The sequence below is a fragment of the Cupriavidus pauculus genome (assembly GCF_008801835.1).
GTDB lineage: Bacteria > Pseudomonadota > Gammaproteobacteria > Burkholderiales > Burkholderiaceae > Cupriavidus > Cupriavidus pauculus.
Genome location: NZ_VZOW01000011.1, coordinates 22,080 through 36,987, shown reverse-complemented (window position 1 = coordinate 36,987; position 14,908 = coordinate 22,080). Strand labels below are relative to the sequence as shown.

Here is a 14,908-nt window from a genome sequence, read left to right as displayed (position 1 = left end):
CTCACCCTTAGAAAACATGCTTGATGCCGACCATGGCGCCGATCTGCTGGCCGCCAGGTTTCGGGTTTGCCCCGGCCTGTGCACCGCTGACCGACATCGCCAGCGTGCCGTCATTGTTGATGTAGCCGGCGGTTGCGTACACGGCCGTGCGCTTGCTGAAGTTGTACATGCCGCGGATCGCGTACAGCATCGCCTTGTTGTCGCTGTTCTGGTAGTTCAGGTAATAAACCTGGCCGGCCAGCGTGAAGGCGGGCGTGATGTCATAGGCCGCACCGATGTAGTAGAGCTCGGACAGCGGCGTGGTGCTGCCCTGGTTTTCGCGGCGGATCACGCCGGCGCCGATCTTGGTGCGATTCAGCAGCACATAGCCGGCCAGCGATGCGCGGTCGTCGCGCAGGCTGCTGCTGGTCAGGCCGCCAAACGCGCCTGGGCCGCCGCGCTGCGAGTCATACGCGGCCGTGATGCCCCACCATTTCTGGTCCCAGCCGATCATCGCAGACCATTCGCGGCACTGGCTCTTGTTGGCGGGGTTTTCGCCTGCGCAGTTGGTGCCGGATGGGCTGGGCCCGGCGTTCGTGCCGTCGCGGCCAAAACTGTAGGTGGCGCCCAGCGTCAGGCCGCCGAACGTGCCCTTGTAGGCGATGGCGTTGTCGGCGCGCGTGTTCGGCAGGTAGCTGTCCAGCGATCCCGAGCCGAAGGCGTTCGGCCCCAGGATGTCCGGATCGAGCGTGGCCCAGAACAGCATCGTGTATTGGCGGCCAAACGAGATCTGGCCCCACTGGTTCGACTGCAGCCCGACCAGCGCCTGGCGGCCAAACAGTCGGCCGCCCTGGTTGGCATTGCCGGAATCGGGTGCGAACCCGCCTTCGAGCACGAACACGCTCTTCAGGCCGTTGCCCAGGTCTTCCGTTCCACGCAGACCCCAGCGCGAAGGCACGGTGCCGGTCAGCGTGTTCATGCGGACCACACTGTTGCCCGCCGCGCCGACGTTGTTCACGAATTCCACGCCCGTATCCACCACGCCATACATCGTGACGGACTGGGCGGTGGCCAGCAGGGGCGCGGCTGCAAGCAGGCCTGCCGCGTACTTTGCGATCTTCATCTACCGTTTCCTTCTCTAGTCTTGGGGGCTTGTCGTGGACGTTTCCGTCGGCAACGGAGGCTGCCGTCTCGTTCGGCGTTTCATTAGTAAAACAATGAACTACATAGGAAACGTTGAGCGGAATATAGGCACGGCGTGAAAAGGCGTAGATAGGGGCGAACCCTAGGACGCCGCCCCTGTGTCCGCGCTGCGACGCTGCGGCACCACCCGTTTGGGGGAATGCCAGCGATGCGGTGCCGGTGCCGGCGTGGTGCGCCAGGCACTGCCGTGGCGCGCGGCGCGCTGCCGCATTGGCCGGGTTTGAGCGTGAGCGCCAGACGCTGCGCGGATCGGCCGGTTGCAGGCGTCTGCCCCGCCTTGGCGCGAGCGTCGGCAACACCTCGCACCGTCATCGGGCGCCGTCCGGAAGCCCTGATTTTTCTCCCTGTTTACCCTGATCCCACGAACCGGACGACTGCGCCTATAGTCGAGAAGTTTTATTCGCAAACACGTATTTCATATATGGAACAAACAGAGTCCAATTCTGCACCCGGCCCGGCGGTTGACCTGCTGGCCGCGCTGGACAGCCATTTCGCGGAACGCCTGGTGATGACGGGAAGCGACGGCGCGCGCATCGCTTGCCGCATCGGAGGGACGCGCGGCCCGGTGATCGTCTTGCTGCACGGCATCAGTTCCGGTGCGGCGTCATGGCTGCCTTGCGCCAGCCTGCTGGCCGGGCATGCGCGCGTGATCGCCTGGGATGCGCCCGGCTATGGACAGTCGACACCGCTGCCGATGCCGGCCCCGACCGCGCGCGACTATGCGATGCAGCTTGTGGCGATGCTCGATGCGCTCCAGGTGCGGCCAGACCTGATCGTGGGCCATTCGCTCGGTGCGTTGATGGCGGCCGGGTATGCCGCGCACGCGCCGGCCGCGATGCAACCGGGGCGGTTCCTGCTGCTTAGTCCGGCGCTCGGTTACGGCGCGCCGGGCAAGGAGGACACCGCGCGCGAAGTGGCGCGCCAGCGCATCGCCGCGCTGGAGACGCAGGGCGTGGAAGGGCTGGCGCAGCGCGGCCCGACGCGCTTGTTAAGTCCGGCCGCCACGGCCGACGCCCAGGCCTGGGTGCGCTGGAACATGCGGCGGCTCAATCCCGACGGCTATCGCCAGGCGGTCGCCTTGCTGTGTGGCGACGACATCGGGCGCTATCTCGATGTGAGCGGCCGAGCCTGGGAAGTGGGATGCGGCGCGCAGGACGTGGTGACCACGCCCGCCGCGTCCGCCGCGCTGGCCGAGCGGTTCGACGTGCCATTCCACGCCATCGCTGATGCCGGTCACGCCTGCTATATCGAGCAGCCCTCTGCCGTGGCGCGGCTGATCCGCGCCAGCCTTCCGCCAGCCTGAATCTCAACTGCGCCGAGCCTGGCCGGCAATCGGCCAGCGCATCTTCCCCGCGCGGGTTTACCCCGATCAATCTTTAAAGCGTCGTTGTCTATAGTCCTACCTGTGTTCAATATTTAAACTCGTGTTTCATAGGTAAAACGTCAGCGAGACGGAGAGCCGGCAAGCGCGAGCGTGGATTGAGCCAGTCGTCCCCACACAGCAAGCCATGGAGCAAAGCGCAATGGAAAGCCTCGCGTACAACCCGAACCTGGTTCCCTGGGAGCGTCCCGCGCCCAACAACGTTGCCGGCAAGGGTCATATCGAGAAGCCCGGCCAGGTGGCCAATATCGTCTGGCAGACCCGCGCCGCCGAGCCCACCGCCTACGAAAACAAGCTGGGCGACGCACTGGAAGCGGCCTTCGAGGCCGGCGCCAAATCCCCGGAAGACATCGTGCGCGCTTTCAACCGCGCCGGCCTGCTGACCGCCGACGGCCAACTGTGGACCGAGCAGGGCTTCCTTGCCGAAATGCGCCGCCTGGGCGCCTGAGCCCGCGGACCGAACAGCGAGAAGCGAGAAGACAGATATGGAATCGAACAAGCAAGCACGCGCAGAAGCGCGCCTGAACACCGGCCTGCGCAACTACTGGTATCCGGTGGCTGCGTCGTGGCAGGTCACGCACGCTCCGATCGGCATCACGCGCCTGGGCCAGAACATCGTCGTCTGGCGTGACAGCGCCGGCGGCCTCAATGCGCTGGAAGACCGCTGTCCGCACCGCGGCGCGCGCCTGTCGATGGGCTGGAACCTTGGCGACCGCGTGGCCTGCTGGTACCACGGCGTGGAAGTCGGCGGCGACGGCCAGGTCAAGAGCGTGCCGGCGGTCGACAACTGCCCGCTGGAAGGCCGCACCTGCGTGCGCAGCTATCCGGTCCAAGAGCAGGCCGGCGCGATCTTCCTGTGGTTCGGCGACCGCGCGCCCACCGAGGCCGATACGCTGCGCCTGCCCGAGGAACTGGTCAGCGAGGAACACAGCAACTTCCTGTGCGTGGCGCACTGGGACTGCAACTACCGCTATGCGATCGACAACGTCATGGATCCGATGCACGGCGCATACCTGCACGCGGTGTCCCATTCGATGGCCAGTGGCGAAAAGTCGGCGGTCATGCAGGTGGTGGAAACGGAGCACGGGCTGATTTTCGAGAAGACCGGCCAGCGCGGCGTGAATTTCGACTGGGTCGAATTCGGCGAGACCGGCACGCTGTGGCTGCGCCTGTCGATTCCGTATCGGGACAAGGTTGGCCCGGGCGGACCGTTCGGCATCGTCGGCATCGCCACGCCGGTCGATGAATCGCACTGCATGGTGTTCTTCTGGCGCACCCGCCATGTGCAGGGCTGGGAGCGCGACGTGTGGCGCTTCCTGTATCGCAATCGTCTGGAAGGCCTGCATTGGGACGTGCTCGAACAGGACCGTGTGGTGCTCGAATCGATGGCGCCGGGTGCGCGCGATCATGAAATGCTTTATGCCCACGATGCCGGCATCACGCGCGTGCGTCGCCTGCTCAAGCGTCGCGCCGATGCCGAAGTGTCCGACGAACCGGTGGCGATGCTGCAACCGGTAGCCGGAGCGCACAGCCATGCCTGAGCGCACGCCTCTGAACCTGCTGGCCGGCCGCAAGGTGCTGGTCACCGGCGCGGCGCGCGGGTTGGGCCTGGCCTTTGCCACCGCGATTGCCGAAGCTGGCGCCAGCGTGGCAATGGCCGACATCCTGGCCGAACGCGTGACCGAAGCGGCCGCCGCGCTACAGGCGCGCGGCTTCCATGTGGTGCCGCTGCAGCTCGATCTCAACGATCCGGCTTCGGTGCAGGCGTGCGCCGACGCCGCGTCCAGCGCGCTGGGCGGCCTGGACGGCCTGGTCAACAACGGCGCGGTCACCGACTCCGGCGGCCGCGACCTGACCGCACTCGACGTTGCCACCTGGGACCGTGTGATGAACGTGAACGTGCGCGGCACGTGGCTGATGACAGCGGCCTGCACGCCCGCGCTGCGCGCCAGCGGCCGCGGCGCGGTGATCAACCTCGCTTCCGACACGCCGCTGTGGGGCGCGCCGAACCTGCTGGCCTACGTGGCCAGCAAGAGCGCCATCATCGGCATGACCCGCTCGCTGGCGCGCGAACTCGGCGACGCCAACGTGACCGTCAATGCCGTGGCGCCGGGCCTGACGCTGGTGGAAGCCACCGAATACGTGCCGCAGCACCGGCACGACCTGTACCGCAATCAGCGCGCGATCCAGCGCGAACAGGTTCCCGATGATGTCTGCGGCGCCGTGCTGTTCGCGCTGTCCGACCTCGCCCGTTTCGTGACCGGCCAGACGCTGGCGGTCAACGGCGGCTTTGTCATGCACTGAAACAAAAACCCTCCAGAGGATAGAAATGAGCGATCTGTCGCAACAGGAAAACATCAAGCGCAGCTGGGAACAACCTGAAGGCGCCTCGTTCGAGAAGTGGATGGAATCGCGCGTGGCGCGCTTCAGCACTCGCCGTTACGACTGGGACGCGCTGAAGTTCCAGGCCGACTACGACCCGAAGTACCGCCGCGCGCAGATGCGCTACCTGGGCACCGGCGGCACCGGCGTGGCCGCCGACACCAACACCGTGCCGTCGGAACACTTCACGTTCTCGACCATGATCATCCCGGCCGGCCATGAAGGCCCGTCGCACCTGCACACCGACGTGGAAGAAGTGTTCTTCATCCTGCGCGGCAAGATCAAGCTGGTGCTGGAAAAAGACGGCGAGCGCTACGAGACCATCCTGACCGACCGCGACCTGGTGTCGGTGCCGCCGGGCGTGTATCGCGAGGAAATCAACATCGGCGAGGAAGACGCGCTGATGTGCGTGATGCTGGGCGCCAAGAAGCCGATCACGCCGACCTATCCGCCCGAGCATCCGCTCACCAAGGTCAAGCGCTGAGCCGCACCGGATACGAGCAATGAGCGCCAATCCCGAAATCATGGCGACCGCCCATGCCGACGGCATGGACCGGTACATCGTGCCCGGCCTGGAACGCGGCCTGCGCCTGCTGGCCGAGTTCAGCGCGCGCGACCGCGTGCTGAGCGCGGCAGACCTGTCGCGCCGGCTCGATGTGCCGCGCTCGACGGTGTTCCGCCTGCTGGCCACGCTGGAAGCCACCGGCTACGTGGAGCGTGCCGACGGCGGACGCGAATACCGGTTGGGATTGGCAGTACTGCGGCTCGGCTTCGACTATCTGGCGTCGCTGGAGCTGACCGAACTGGGCGGACCGCTGCTGAACCGGCTGCGCGACGACATCGAGTATCCCTGCAACATCGTCGTGCGCGACGGGCGCTCGGTCGTGTACGTGGCCAAGGCCGCCGCCTCGCGTCCGTTTGCCAGCAACGTCAACGTGGGCGCGCGGCTGCCCGCGCACGCCACGGTGCTCGGTCACGTGCTGCTGGAAGACCTGAGCCTCGACCAGTTGCGCGCGCTGTATCCCGAGCCGCAGTTGCAGGTCTATTCCGACAACACGCCGCGCACCGTGGACGCGCTCTACGGGCTGGTGCACGAGGTGCAGCAGCGCGGCTATGTGCTGCAGGAAGGCTTTTTCGAGGCCAGCATTTCGACCATTGCCGCGCCGGTGCGCGATCGCACGGGCAAGGTCGCGGCGGCGCTGGGCGCGACGATTCCCGCGTCGCGGCTGCCGCAGGAAGAGCTCGACCGGATGGTCGGCAAAGTCAGGGAAACCGCGGGCGAACTATCGCGCCTGCTCGGCTATCGGCCGCATCGCCACGCCAGGGGTACGCAGCCCAGGGTGGTCACCATGAATCGCGATTGAGGGATTGAGGGAAGAGGGGATTCGATGTCCATGATTGAACTCGACGGCAAGGTTGCCGTCGTCACCGGCGGGTCCTCCGGCATCGGGCTGGCCACGGTCGAACTTTTGCTCGAAGCCGGCGCGGCGGTGGCCATGTGCGGCCGCGATGCGGCCCGCCTGCGCAGCGCCGAGGCCGGGTTGCGCGAGCGCTTTGCCGGCTGCCGCCTGTACGCCGCCACGTGCGACGTGCTCGACCCTGCGCAGGTTAACGCGTTCGCCGCGGACGTCGCGCGCGAACTGGGTCCGGCGGACATGCTGGTCAACAACGCCGGCCAGGGCCGCGTGTCGACGTTCGCCACCACCGAGGATGCGGCCTGGATCGAGGAACTGCAGCTCAAGTTCTTCTCGGTGATTCACCCGACGCGCGCGTTTCTGCCGCAGCTCGAGCAATCGAAGCAGGGCGCCATCGTCTGCGTGAATTCGCTGCTGGCCACGCAGCCGGAGCCGCACATGGTGGCCACATCGGCCGCACGGGCCGGCGTGCACAACCTGGTGCGCTCGCTGGCCACGGAATTCGCGCCTAAGGGCGTGCGCGTCAACGGCATCCTGATCGGCCTGGTGGAATCGGGCCAATGGCGCCGCCGCTTCGATGCGCGCCCGGCAGAAGATCGTCATCTGGACTGGGCCGCGTGGACCGCGCGCCTGGCCGCACAAAAGCACATTCAACTGGGCCGCCTTGGCCTGCCGCAGGAAGCCGCGCGCGCCATCCTGTTCCTTGCCTCGCCGTTGTCTTCGTACACCACGGGCAGCCATATCGATATTTCCGGAGGACTCTCCCGTCATGCGTAACGAGCAACAACAAGTCACCGTCGGCTGCGCCATTGCAGCCTTCCTCGAACAGTGCGGCGTCAAGGCTGCATTCGGCGTGATCTCGATCCACAACATGCCCATCCTCGACGCGATGGGCGAGCGCGGCAAGATCCGCTTCGTCCCCGCGCGCGGCGAGGCGGGCGGCACCAACATGGCCGATGCCTATGCCCGCACCACGGGCAGCCTCGGCGTGTGCCTGACCAGCACCGGCACGGCCGCGGGCAATGCGGCCGGCGCAATGGTGGAAGCGCTGACCGCCGGCACGCCGCTGCTGCATATCACGGGCCAGATCGAGACGCCGTACCTGGACCAGAGCCTTGCCTACATCCACGAGGCGCCGGACCAGCTCACGATGCTCAAGGCCGTGTCGAAGGCGGCGTTCCGCATCCGCAGCGCCGATACCGCGATCTCTACCATCAAGCTGGCCGTGCAGACCGCGCTGACGGCGCCGAGCGGCCCGGTCAGCGTCGAAATTCCGATCGACATCCAGGCCGCGCTGATTCCGATGCCGAACGACCTGAAGCCGCTGCCGGTGCCGCAGCACCAGCCGTCGGCCCATGCGCTCGATGCGCTGGCCGAACGCCTGCTGCAGGCCAAACGGCCGATGCTGTGGCTGGGCGGCGGTGCGCGCCACGCCAGCAAGCAGGTCAAGCGCCTGCTGGACATGGGCTTCGGCGTGGTCACGTCCACGCAGGGACGCGGCATCGTGCCCGAAGACGACCCGCGATCGCTCGGCGCGTACAACCTGCACAAGCCGGTGGAAACGTTCTACCAGACCTGCGATGCGATGGTGGTGGTGGGCTCGCGCCTGCGCGGCAACGAGACGCTCAAGTACGAACTGAAGCTGCCGCGTCCGCTGCTGCGCATCGACGCCGATCCGGCATCGGAAGGGCGCTGCTACCAGAGCGACTATTTCGTCAGCGGCGACGCCGCGCTGGCGCTCGATGGCCTGGCCGATCGCCTGGCCGGCCGCATGCGGATCGATGCCGGCTTTGCCGACGACCTGCGCCGCGCGCATGACGCCGCGGTCGGTGCGCTGGTCGATGGGCTGGGACCGTACAGCGCGCTGGTGCAGGCGCTGCAACAGGCCGTGGGGCGCAATTTCAACTGGGTGCGCGACGTGACCGTATCGAACAGCACCTGGGGCAATCGTCATCTGCAGGTGTTCGATTCGCGCGCCGGCGTGCATGCGCTGGGCGGCGGCATCGGCCAAGGCCTGGCGATGGGCATCGGCGCCGCCGTGGGCGCGGCCGCCACGGGATCGGGCAAGAAGACCTTCACGCTGGCTGGCGATGGCGGCTTCATCCTGAACCTGGGCGAACTGGCCACGGCGGTGCAGGAGCGCGCCGACATGGTCATCGTGCTGATGAACGACAAGGGCTACGGCGTCATCAAGAACATTCAGGATGCGCAGTACGGCGGCCGCCGCCACTATGTGGACCTGCACACGCCCGACTACGCGCAGCTGTGCCAGTCGCTGGCGCTGCGCCACCGCCGCGTCAGCAACCTGGCCGACATCGGTGCGGCGCTCGACGAAGCCACCGCGCAAGCCGGCCCGTTCCTGCTCGAGATCGACATGCTGTCGATCGGCAGCTTCAAGACCGTGTTTGCCGGCCCGCCCGTCAACAAGCAGGCCCCCATCGCCAACACGGCGGCGGCAGCGGCCTGAGGAGACATAGCCATGCTGCATGTGTCGATGGTGGGTTGCGGGGCGATTGGCCGCGGCGTGCTGGAGTTGCTGAAGTCCGATCCGGACGTCGCGTTCGACGTGGTGATCGTGCCCGAAGGCACGATGGACGAGGCGCGCGGCGCGTTGTCGACGCTGGCGCCCAACGTGCGTGTCGCCACGCGCCTGGCCGACGACGAGCGGCGTCCCGACCTGCTGGTGGAGTGCGCGGGTCACCAGGCGCTGCAGGAGCACGTAGTGCCGGCGCTGGAGCGCGGCATTCCATGCCTGGTGGTGTCGGTGGGCGCGTTGTCCGAGCCCGGCCTGGCCGATCGGCTCGAAGCCGCGGCGCGCCGCGGCAACACGCAGGTGCAGTTGCTGTCCGGCGCGATCGGCGCCATCGACGCGCTGGCCGCGGCGCGCGTGGGCGGGCTCGACGAGGTCGTCTACACGGGCCGCAAACCGGCGCGCGCATGGGTCGGCACCCCTGCCGAAAAGCTGTTCGACCTCGATGCGCTGACGCAGCCGACCGTCATTTTCGAGGGCACTGCACGCGAGGCCGCGCGGCTTTATCCGAAGAACGCCAACGTGGCGGCCACGGTATCGCTGGCCGGGCTGGGCCTGGACCGCACGTCGGTGAAGCTGCTGGCCGATCCGGACGCCGTTGAGAACGTCCACCACGTCGAGGCGCGCGGCGCGTTCGGCGGCTTCGAACTGACCATGCGCGGCAAGCCGCTGGCGGCCAACCCCAAGACGTCCGCGCTGACCGTGTTCAGCGTGGTGCGCGCACTCGGCAACCGCGCCCACGCGGTGTCGATCTGACGAGAACGTAATCCCATGACGACGCAACAAGTCCTTCCCATCCTGATCGCGGGCGAATGGCGCCTCGGTGGCGGCGATCGCTACGCCACGCGTTATCCGGCAACCGGCGAGGTGGTGGCGGAACTGAACGCGGCCAGCCTGGCCGATGTCGAGCAAGCCATCCAGGGCGCGGACCACGCCTTCCGCACGAGCGGCTGGGCGCGCCGCAAGCCCCACGAACGCGCCGCGGTGCTGCATCGCGTGGCCGAACTGATCCGCGCGAAGTCCGAGGCGCTGGCGCAGCGCCAGCGCCTGGACAACGGCAAGCCGATCAGCGAAACCCGCGCGCTGGTGGCCAGTGCCGCCGCAACGTTCCAGTTCTTTGCCGCCGCGCTCGAAACACTCGAAGAACAGATCACGCCGCAGCGCGGCGATTGCCTGACGATGAGCGTCTACGAGCCGATGGGTGTGGTGGCGGCCATCACGCCGTGGAATTCGCCGATTGCCAGCGAAGCGCAGAAGATGGCGCCCGCACTGGCCGCCGGCAATGCGGTCATCGTCAAGCCGGCCGAGGTGACGCCGCTGATGGCGTTGGAACTGGCGGCGATCTGCGAGGAAGCGGGCGTGCCGCGCGGCCTGATCAGCGTGCTGCCCGGCAAGGGCTCCGTGATCGGCGACGCCATTACCAAACACCCGCTGGTGCGCCGCGTGTCGTTCACGGGCGGCACCACCACGGGCAAGCACATCGCGCATATCGCCGCCGACAAGATGATGCCGGTGTCGCTGGAGCTGGGCGGCAAGTCGCCAACCATGGTGTTCGACGATGCCGATCTCGACCATGCCGTGAACGGCGTGCTGTACGGCATCTTCAGCTCGTCGGGCGAATCTTGCATCGCCGGTTCGCGCCTGTTCGTGGCGCGCTCGCAATACGAGGCGTTCATCCATCGCCTGGCCGCTGGCGCGGCAAAACTGCGTGTGGGCAATCCCGCCGACGAACGCACCCAGATGGGGCCGCTGATCACCGACCGGCACCGCGACGGCATCGAGTCATATGTGGCCGCGGGCGTGGCCGAGGGCGGCCAGTTGCGCACCGGCGGCATGCGCCCCGATGTGCCGGGACTGCCCAACGGTTATTTCTACACGCCGACGATCATCGAGGGCCTCGATAACCACGCGCGCATCTGCCAGGAAGAGATCTTCGGCCCCGTGCTGGTGGCGATGCCGTTCGACGACGAGGACGATCTGATCGAGCAGGCCAACGACAGCGTCTATGCGCTCGCGGCAGGCATCTGGACGCGCGACTACAAGCGCGCGTGGCGGGTGGCACGATCCGTGCAGGCTGGCAACGTGTGGATCAACACCTACAAGCAGTTCTCGATCTCGACGCCGTTCGGCGGCTGGCGCGACAGCGGTCTGGGCCGCGAGAAGGGACGGCTGGGCATCCTGCAGTACATGGAACAGAAGAGCGTGTACTGGGGCCTGAACGAACAACCGCTGCCGTGGGCCAACTAGGCGCATCGCGACGCACCGCAAACGGCAGGACGGAGAATGGAAATGAAAGTATTGGGAATTGACGAGATCGTCTACGGCGCCGACGACTTCGACGCGTGCCGCGGCTTTTTCGGCGACTGGGGCCTGACGATCAAGCGCGACGACGCGCAGGGTCTGGATTTCGAAACGCTCAACGGCTGCCGCGTGCTGGTGCGCAAGGTGGCCGACCCGGCGCTGCCGCCCGCCATCGAGGATGGCCCGACGCTGCGCGAAGTGGTGTGGGGCGTCGACGACGAAGCGTCGTTGGCCGCGGTGCGCAGCCGCATCGCCGACGAACCGACCTTCGTGTCGCTCGACGGCGGCGCGCGCATCGGCTGCACTGACCCGAACGGCCTCGCCGTGCGCTTTCAGGTGTCGCGCAAACACGCCGTCGAAGTGGAATGCGCGCTGATGAACACATGGAACGAGAAACCGCGCATGAACCAGCGCAGCCCGATCTACGAGCGCGCGATTCCGATCGAGGTGGGCCACGTGGTGTTCTTCGTCAAGGACGTGAAGGCCACCGAGCGCTTCTACATCGAGAAGTTCGGCTTCGTGCAGTCGGACAACTATCCCGAGCGCGGCGCGTTTCTGCGCTGCACCGCCGAGGGCGGCCATCACGACCTGTTCCTGCTGCAGTTGCCGCATGGCAAGGCCGGCCTCAATCACGTGGCTTTCACGGTGCGCGATATCCACGAGGTGTTTGGCGGCGGCATGAATATGTCCCGCAAAGGCTGGGATACGCAGCTCGGCCCGGGACGCCATCCGATTTCGTCGGCCTATTTCTGGTACTTCAAGAATCCGGCCGGCGGCCTGATCGAGTACTACGCCGACGAGGACCAGCTCGATGCGCACTGGGAACCGCGCGCGTTCGAACCGGGCCCGACCATGTTTGCCGAATGGGCGATCGAAGGCGGTATCGATGGCAACACCCGTCGGCAGAAGAACGCCGGCGGCCCGGAAGGCAAGTTCCTGACGGAAAAGCGTTGAGCGTCTGGAAGTAGAAGGAAGGAAGCCGTATGAGTGCGAGCCAATCTTTGACACTGCGCGTGCAGGCCATGCGCTTCGAGGCGCGCGGTGTCGTCAGCATCGAATTGCGCGATCCCGCGGGCGCGCCATTGCCCGAATTCGCGCCCGGTGCGCATATCGACCTGCATCTGGCCAATGGGCTGGTGCGCAGTTATTCGCTGTGTGGCGCGCCGGAGCAGCGCGACCGTTATACCGTCGGCGTGCTGAATGACCGCAACAGCCGCGGTGGCTCGCGCTTCGTGCACGAGCAGCTGCGTGTGGGCGCCACGCTGAACGTGGCCGCGCCGCGCAACCACTTTGCGCTGGACGAGGACGCCGCGCATACGGTGCTGGTGGCCGGCGGCATCGGCGTCACGCCGATCGTCTGCATGGCGCGCCGGCTGGCCGAACGCGGCCGTTCGTTCACGCTGCTGTACTGCGCACGCTCGCGCGCCGAGGCGGCCTTCGTCGAGCAATTGTCTGCCTACGGCGATGCGGTGCGCTTCCACTTCGACAACGAAGCGGGTGTGCCGCCGAACCTGAACGCCATGCTGGCCGGCCAGGACGCCACCACGCATTTCTATTGTTGCGGTCCCGGCCCGATGCTCAACGCATTCGAGGCGGCCTGCGCCGCGCACGGCTACGCGAACGTACATGTCGAGCGCTTTGCCGCCGATCCGGCAACCGAAGCGGTGCAGGAAGGCGAATACAGCGTGCAGTTGCAGCGCGCCGGCAAGACTGTGCGCGTGCCGTCCGGCAAGTCGCTGCTCGACGCGCTGCTGGAGTCGGGCGTGGCGGTCGAGTACAGCTGCCGCGAGGGGGTGTGCGGGTCGTGCGAGACGGCCGTGATCGAAGGCTGCCCCGATCATCGCGACAGCGTGCTCAGCAACAGCGAGCGCGCCACGAACAAGACCATGATGGTCTGCGTGTCAGGTTGCAAGGGCCAGCGCCTGGTGCTGGACCTCTGACCGATGCCAGCCGCGCCGTGACAGGCGCGGCAAACGAAGACTGCCCGCCAACAGGCAGAGCCGCACGTCTTGCGACACAGCGGCCGCGCGGGTAACTGCCCTACACGATTTCTGGAAACGATACCCGTGCTGATTCAGAGACAAGACACCGCGCCCCCGATCCAGGCTGCCCAGGCGGGCACCATGACTTACGGCGGCGCCGCGAACCATGCTGCTGCGCCGTCGCAGGCACACCCGACACCCGTCACCCGCGGCCAGATCGTCGCGCGCATCGAACGCATGCCGGGCAATGCGATGCATGTGCGTGCCCGGCTGCTGATCGGACTGGCCACGTTCTTTGACGGCTTCGACGTGATCGCGATCGCCGCCACGCTGCCGCTGTTGATCGCCAAGTGGTCGCTGACGCCGGGGCAGATCGGCTTGCTGATCGCCATGCCGTCGGTCGGCCAACTGCTGGGCGCATTGCTGTTTCCGGCGCTGGCCGAGCGCTTCGGACGGCTGCGCTCGATTGGCTGGAGCGCCGGCATCATCGGCCTGATGAGCGTGGCGTGCGGCTTCGCGCCGTCGTTCGAGATCTTTCTGCTGCTGCGTGTCGTGCAGGGGCTGGGCCTGGGCGGCGAACTGCCCGTGGCGGCAACCTACATCAACGAGGTCACGCGCGCGCACGGTCGCGGCCGGTTCGTGCTGCTCTACGAAATCGTGTTTCCGATCGGGCTGATGGTGTCGAATGCGCTGGGCGCGGTGCTGGTGCCGCGCTACGGCTGGGAGGTGATGTACTTCCTCGGCGGCGTGCCGCTGCTGTTGTTCTTCGTGCTGCGCCGCGTGATTCCGGAATCGCCGCGCTGGCTTGCGGAAAAGGGCAGGCTGGCGCAAGCCGACGATGCGCTGCGCGCGTTCGAGGCGCGTGCCAAGGCACCGCTGCCGCCGGTCGGCGATACGTCGAAATTCGACGCAATGGGCAAGCATCCGCGCCGCCGCGTGCGCGATCTGGTGGGCAAGGCCTATCTGGGCCGCACGCTTGCAGTGTGGACGTTGTGGGCCACCTGCGGCTTTATCCAGTACGGCCTGTCGACGTGGCTGCCGACCGTCTACAAGACCGTCTATCACGCGCCGCTGCAACTGGCGCTGAACCTCGCGGCCGGCGCATCGGTGCTGGGCGTGGTCGGATCGCTGGTGTGCGCGTTGCTGGTCGACAAGGTCGGGCGCAAGCCGGTGATCAACGTATCGTTCGTGCTGTGCGCGGCGTCGCTGATCCTGGCGGGCGTGTTCCATGCGTCGTCGGTCTATGTGGTGGCCACGCTGTGCGCGCTGGCGATGGGTTTCCTGGCCAGCGGCTTCATCACCGCCTACGTCTACACGCCCGAGCTGTATCCGACCAGCGTGCGGGCGATGGGCTGCGGCCTCGGCGGGGCATGGCTCAAGGTGGCGGCGATCTTCGCGCCGGGCATCATTGCCTCGACCATCGGCACCGGCAACCTGAGCACCGCGTTCTTCTGGCTCGCCGTGGTGCCGCTGATTGCCGCCGTCACCGTGTTCTTCCTCGGCATCGAGACCAAGGGCCAAGTTCTGGAAGAGCTCGAAGTCTGAACGGCCTGCTGGTGTTGTCTGCGCCGTACGGTGTCGTCGCTTGCCCCGCCGCCGACTTTCCCGGCGCGCGGGGCTTTTTCATTGCGCCGTCACGCCATGAGGCGCAATCGATCAGGGTTTACAGCAGGTTGAGTCATCAACAAAGAGATCATAGAGTGAATGCGTTCCTGATGTGGATCTCGGTTTTATA

14 protein-coding genes are annotated in these 14,908 nt (G+C 66.9%); 13 read left to right on the top strand and 1 reads right to left on the bottom strand.

Annotated elements, in window-relative coordinates; all coding sequences use genetic code 11:
• Positions 1 to 7: 7 nt before the first annotated feature.
• A complete protein-coding gene (locus tag F7R19_RS13705; RefSeq protein WP_150980974.1) occupies positions 8 to 1,102 on the bottom strand; it encodes a porin in 1,095 nt (364 codons plus the stop codon).
• Positions 1,103 to 1,603: 501 nt separating this feature from the next.
• Between F7R19_RS13705 and F7R19_RS13700 the strand changes: the two genes are divergently transcribed.
• The 13 genes from F7R19_RS13700 to F7R19_RS13640 all read left to right on the top strand — a co-directional run bounded on the left by F7R19_RS13700 (position 1,604) and on the right by F7R19_RS13640 (position 14,718).
• Complete coding sequence (locus F7R19_RS13700; protein WP_150980973.1) at positions 1,604 to 2,485, top strand: alpha/beta fold hydrolase; 882 nt, start codon at positions 1,604 to 1,606, stop codon at positions 2,483 to 2,485.
• A 220-nt stretch (positions 2,486 to 2,705) separates the two neighbouring features.
• Positions 2,706 to 3,011, top strand: a complete 306-nt coding sequence (locus tag F7R19_RS13695) for a recombinase-like helix-turn-helix domain-containing protein (protein ID WP_407648905.1) — start codon at positions 2,706 to 2,708, stop codon at positions 3,009 to 3,011.
• A 37-nt stretch (positions 3,012 to 3,048) separates the two neighbouring features.
• The gene (locus F7R19_RS13690) at positions 3,049 to 4,104 is read left to right on the top strand and encodes an aromatic ring-hydroxylating dioxygenase subunit alpha (protein ID WP_150980971.1); all 1,056 of its coding nucleotides are present in this window, start codon (positions 3,049 to 3,051) and stop codon (positions 4,102 to 4,104) included.
• On the top strand, positions 4,097 to 4,867 hold the full coding sequence (locus tag F7R19_RS13685) for an SDR family oxidoreductase (protein WP_061958869.1): 771 nt from the start codon (positions 4,097 to 4,099) through the stop codon (positions 4,865 to 4,867). The genes F7R19_RS13690 and F7R19_RS13685 overlap by 8 nt, the downstream gene beginning before the upstream one ends.
• A gap of 25 nt (positions 4,868 to 4,892) precedes the next feature.
• Entirely contained in the window at positions 4,893 to 5,429 is a 537-nt protein-coding gene (locus F7R19_RS13680; RefSeq protein WP_061958868.1) for a cupin domain-containing protein, read from the top strand.
• Positions 5,430 to 5,448: 19 nt separating this feature from the next.
• Positions 5,449 to 6,309, top strand: coding sequence for an IclR family transcriptional regulator (locus F7R19_RS13675; protein ID WP_150980970.1), 861 nt, complete (start codon positions 5,449 to 5,451; stop codon positions 6,307 to 6,309).
• Positions 6,310 to 6,333: 24 nt separating this feature from the next.
• Positions 6,334 to 7,137 carry an SDR family oxidoreductase gene (locus tag F7R19_RS13670; RefSeq protein ID WP_150980969.1) on the top strand — a complete coding sequence of 268 codons (804 nt, stop codon included), beginning with the start codon at positions 6,334 to 6,336 and terminating at the stop codon, positions 7,135 to 7,137.
• Positions 7,130 to 8,827 (top strand): thiamine pyrophosphate-binding protein, encoded by a 1,698-nt coding sequence (locus F7R19_RS13665; RefSeq protein WP_061958865.1) that lies wholly within the window; start codon positions 7,130 to 7,132, stop codon positions 8,825 to 8,827. Before F7R19_RS13670 ends, F7R19_RS13665 begins: the two co-directional genes overlap by 8 nt.
• A gap of 12 nt (positions 8,828 to 8,839) precedes the next feature.
• Complete coding sequence (locus tag F7R19_RS13660) at positions 8,840 to 9,646, top strand: aspartate dehydrogenase (RefSeq protein WP_150980968.1); 807 nt, start codon at positions 8,840 to 8,842, stop codon at positions 9,644 to 9,646.
• Between the two features lie 15 nt (positions 9,647 to 9,661).
• On the top strand, positions 9,662 to 11,137 hold the full coding sequence (locus tag F7R19_RS13655) for an aldehyde dehydrogenase (RefSeq protein ID WP_150980967.1): 1,476 nt from the start codon (positions 9,662 to 9,664) through the stop codon (positions 11,135 to 11,137).
• Between the two features lie 42 nt (positions 11,138 to 11,179).
• On the top strand, positions 11,180 to 12,145 hold the full coding sequence (locus F7R19_RS13650) for a VOC family protein (protein ID WP_150980966.1): 966 nt from the start codon (positions 11,180 to 11,182) through the stop codon (positions 12,143 to 12,145).
• Positions 12,146 to 12,174: 29 nt separating this feature from the next.
• Positions 12,175 to 13,131, top strand: a complete 957-nt coding sequence (locus F7R19_RS13645; protein ID WP_150980965.1) for a PDR/VanB family oxidoreductase — start codon at positions 12,175 to 12,177, stop codon at positions 13,129 to 13,131.
• Between the two features lie 183 nt (positions 13,132 to 13,314).
• Positions 13,315 to 14,718 (top strand): MFS transporter, encoded by a 1,404-nt coding sequence (locus F7R19_RS13640; RefSeq protein ID WP_061958877.1) that lies wholly within the window; start codon positions 13,315 to 13,317, stop codon positions 14,716 to 14,718.
• Positions 14,719 to 14,908 lie beyond the last annotated feature (190 nt).

Bases quoted from the DNA above. Each gene is read 5' to 3' on its own strand.
- F7R19_RS13705 (WP_150980974.1), bottom strand. From the start codon at position 1,102: ATGAAGATCGCAAAGTACGCGGCAGGCCTGCTTGCAGCCGCGCCCCTG.
- F7R19_RS13700 (WP_150980973.1), top strand. From the start codon at position 1,604: ATGGAACAAACAGAGTCCAATTCTGCACCCGGCCCGGCGGTTGACCTG.
- F7R19_RS13695 (WP_407648905.1), top strand. From the start codon at position 2,706: ATGGAAAGCCTCGCGTACAACCCGAACCTGGTTCCCTGGGAGCGTCCC.
- F7R19_RS13690 (WP_150980971.1), top strand. From the start codon at position 3,049: ATGGAATCGAACAAGCAAGCACGCGCAGAAGCGCGCCTGAACACCGGC.
- F7R19_RS13685 (WP_061958869.1), top strand. From the start codon at position 4,097: ATGCCTGAGCGCACGCCTCTGAACCTGCTGGCCGGCCGCAAGGTGCTG.
- F7R19_RS13680 (WP_061958868.1), top strand. From the start codon at position 4,893: ATGAGCGATCTGTCGCAACAGGAAAACATCAAGCGCAGCTGGGAACAA.
- F7R19_RS13675 (WP_150980970.1), top strand. From the start codon at position 5,449: ATGAGCGCCAATCCCGAAATCATGGCGACCGCCCATGCCGACGGCATG.
- F7R19_RS13670 (WP_150980969.1), top strand. From the start codon at position 6,334: ATGTCCATGATTGAACTCGACGGCAAGGTTGCCGTCGTCACCGGCGGG.
- F7R19_RS13665 (WP_061958865.1), top strand. From the start codon at position 7,130: ATGCGTAACGAGCAACAACAAGTCACCGTCGGCTGCGCCATTGCAGCC.
- F7R19_RS13660 (WP_150980968.1), top strand. From the start codon at position 8,840: ATGCTGCATGTGTCGATGGTGGGTTGCGGGGCGATTGGCCGCGGCGTG.
- F7R19_RS13655 (WP_150980967.1), top strand. From the start codon at position 9,662: ATGACGACGCAACAAGTCCTTCCCATCCTGATCGCGGGCGAATGGCGC.
- F7R19_RS13650 (WP_150980966.1), top strand. From the start codon at position 11,180: ATGAAAGTATTGGGAATTGACGAGATCGTCTACGGCGCCGACGACTTC.
- F7R19_RS13645 (WP_150980965.1), top strand. From the start codon at position 12,175: ATGAGTGCGAGCCAATCTTTGACACTGCGCGTGCAGGCCATGCGCTTC.
- F7R19_RS13640 (WP_061958877.1), top strand. From the start codon at position 13,315: ATGACTTACGGCGGCGCCGCGAACCATGCTGCTGCGCCGTCGCAGGCA.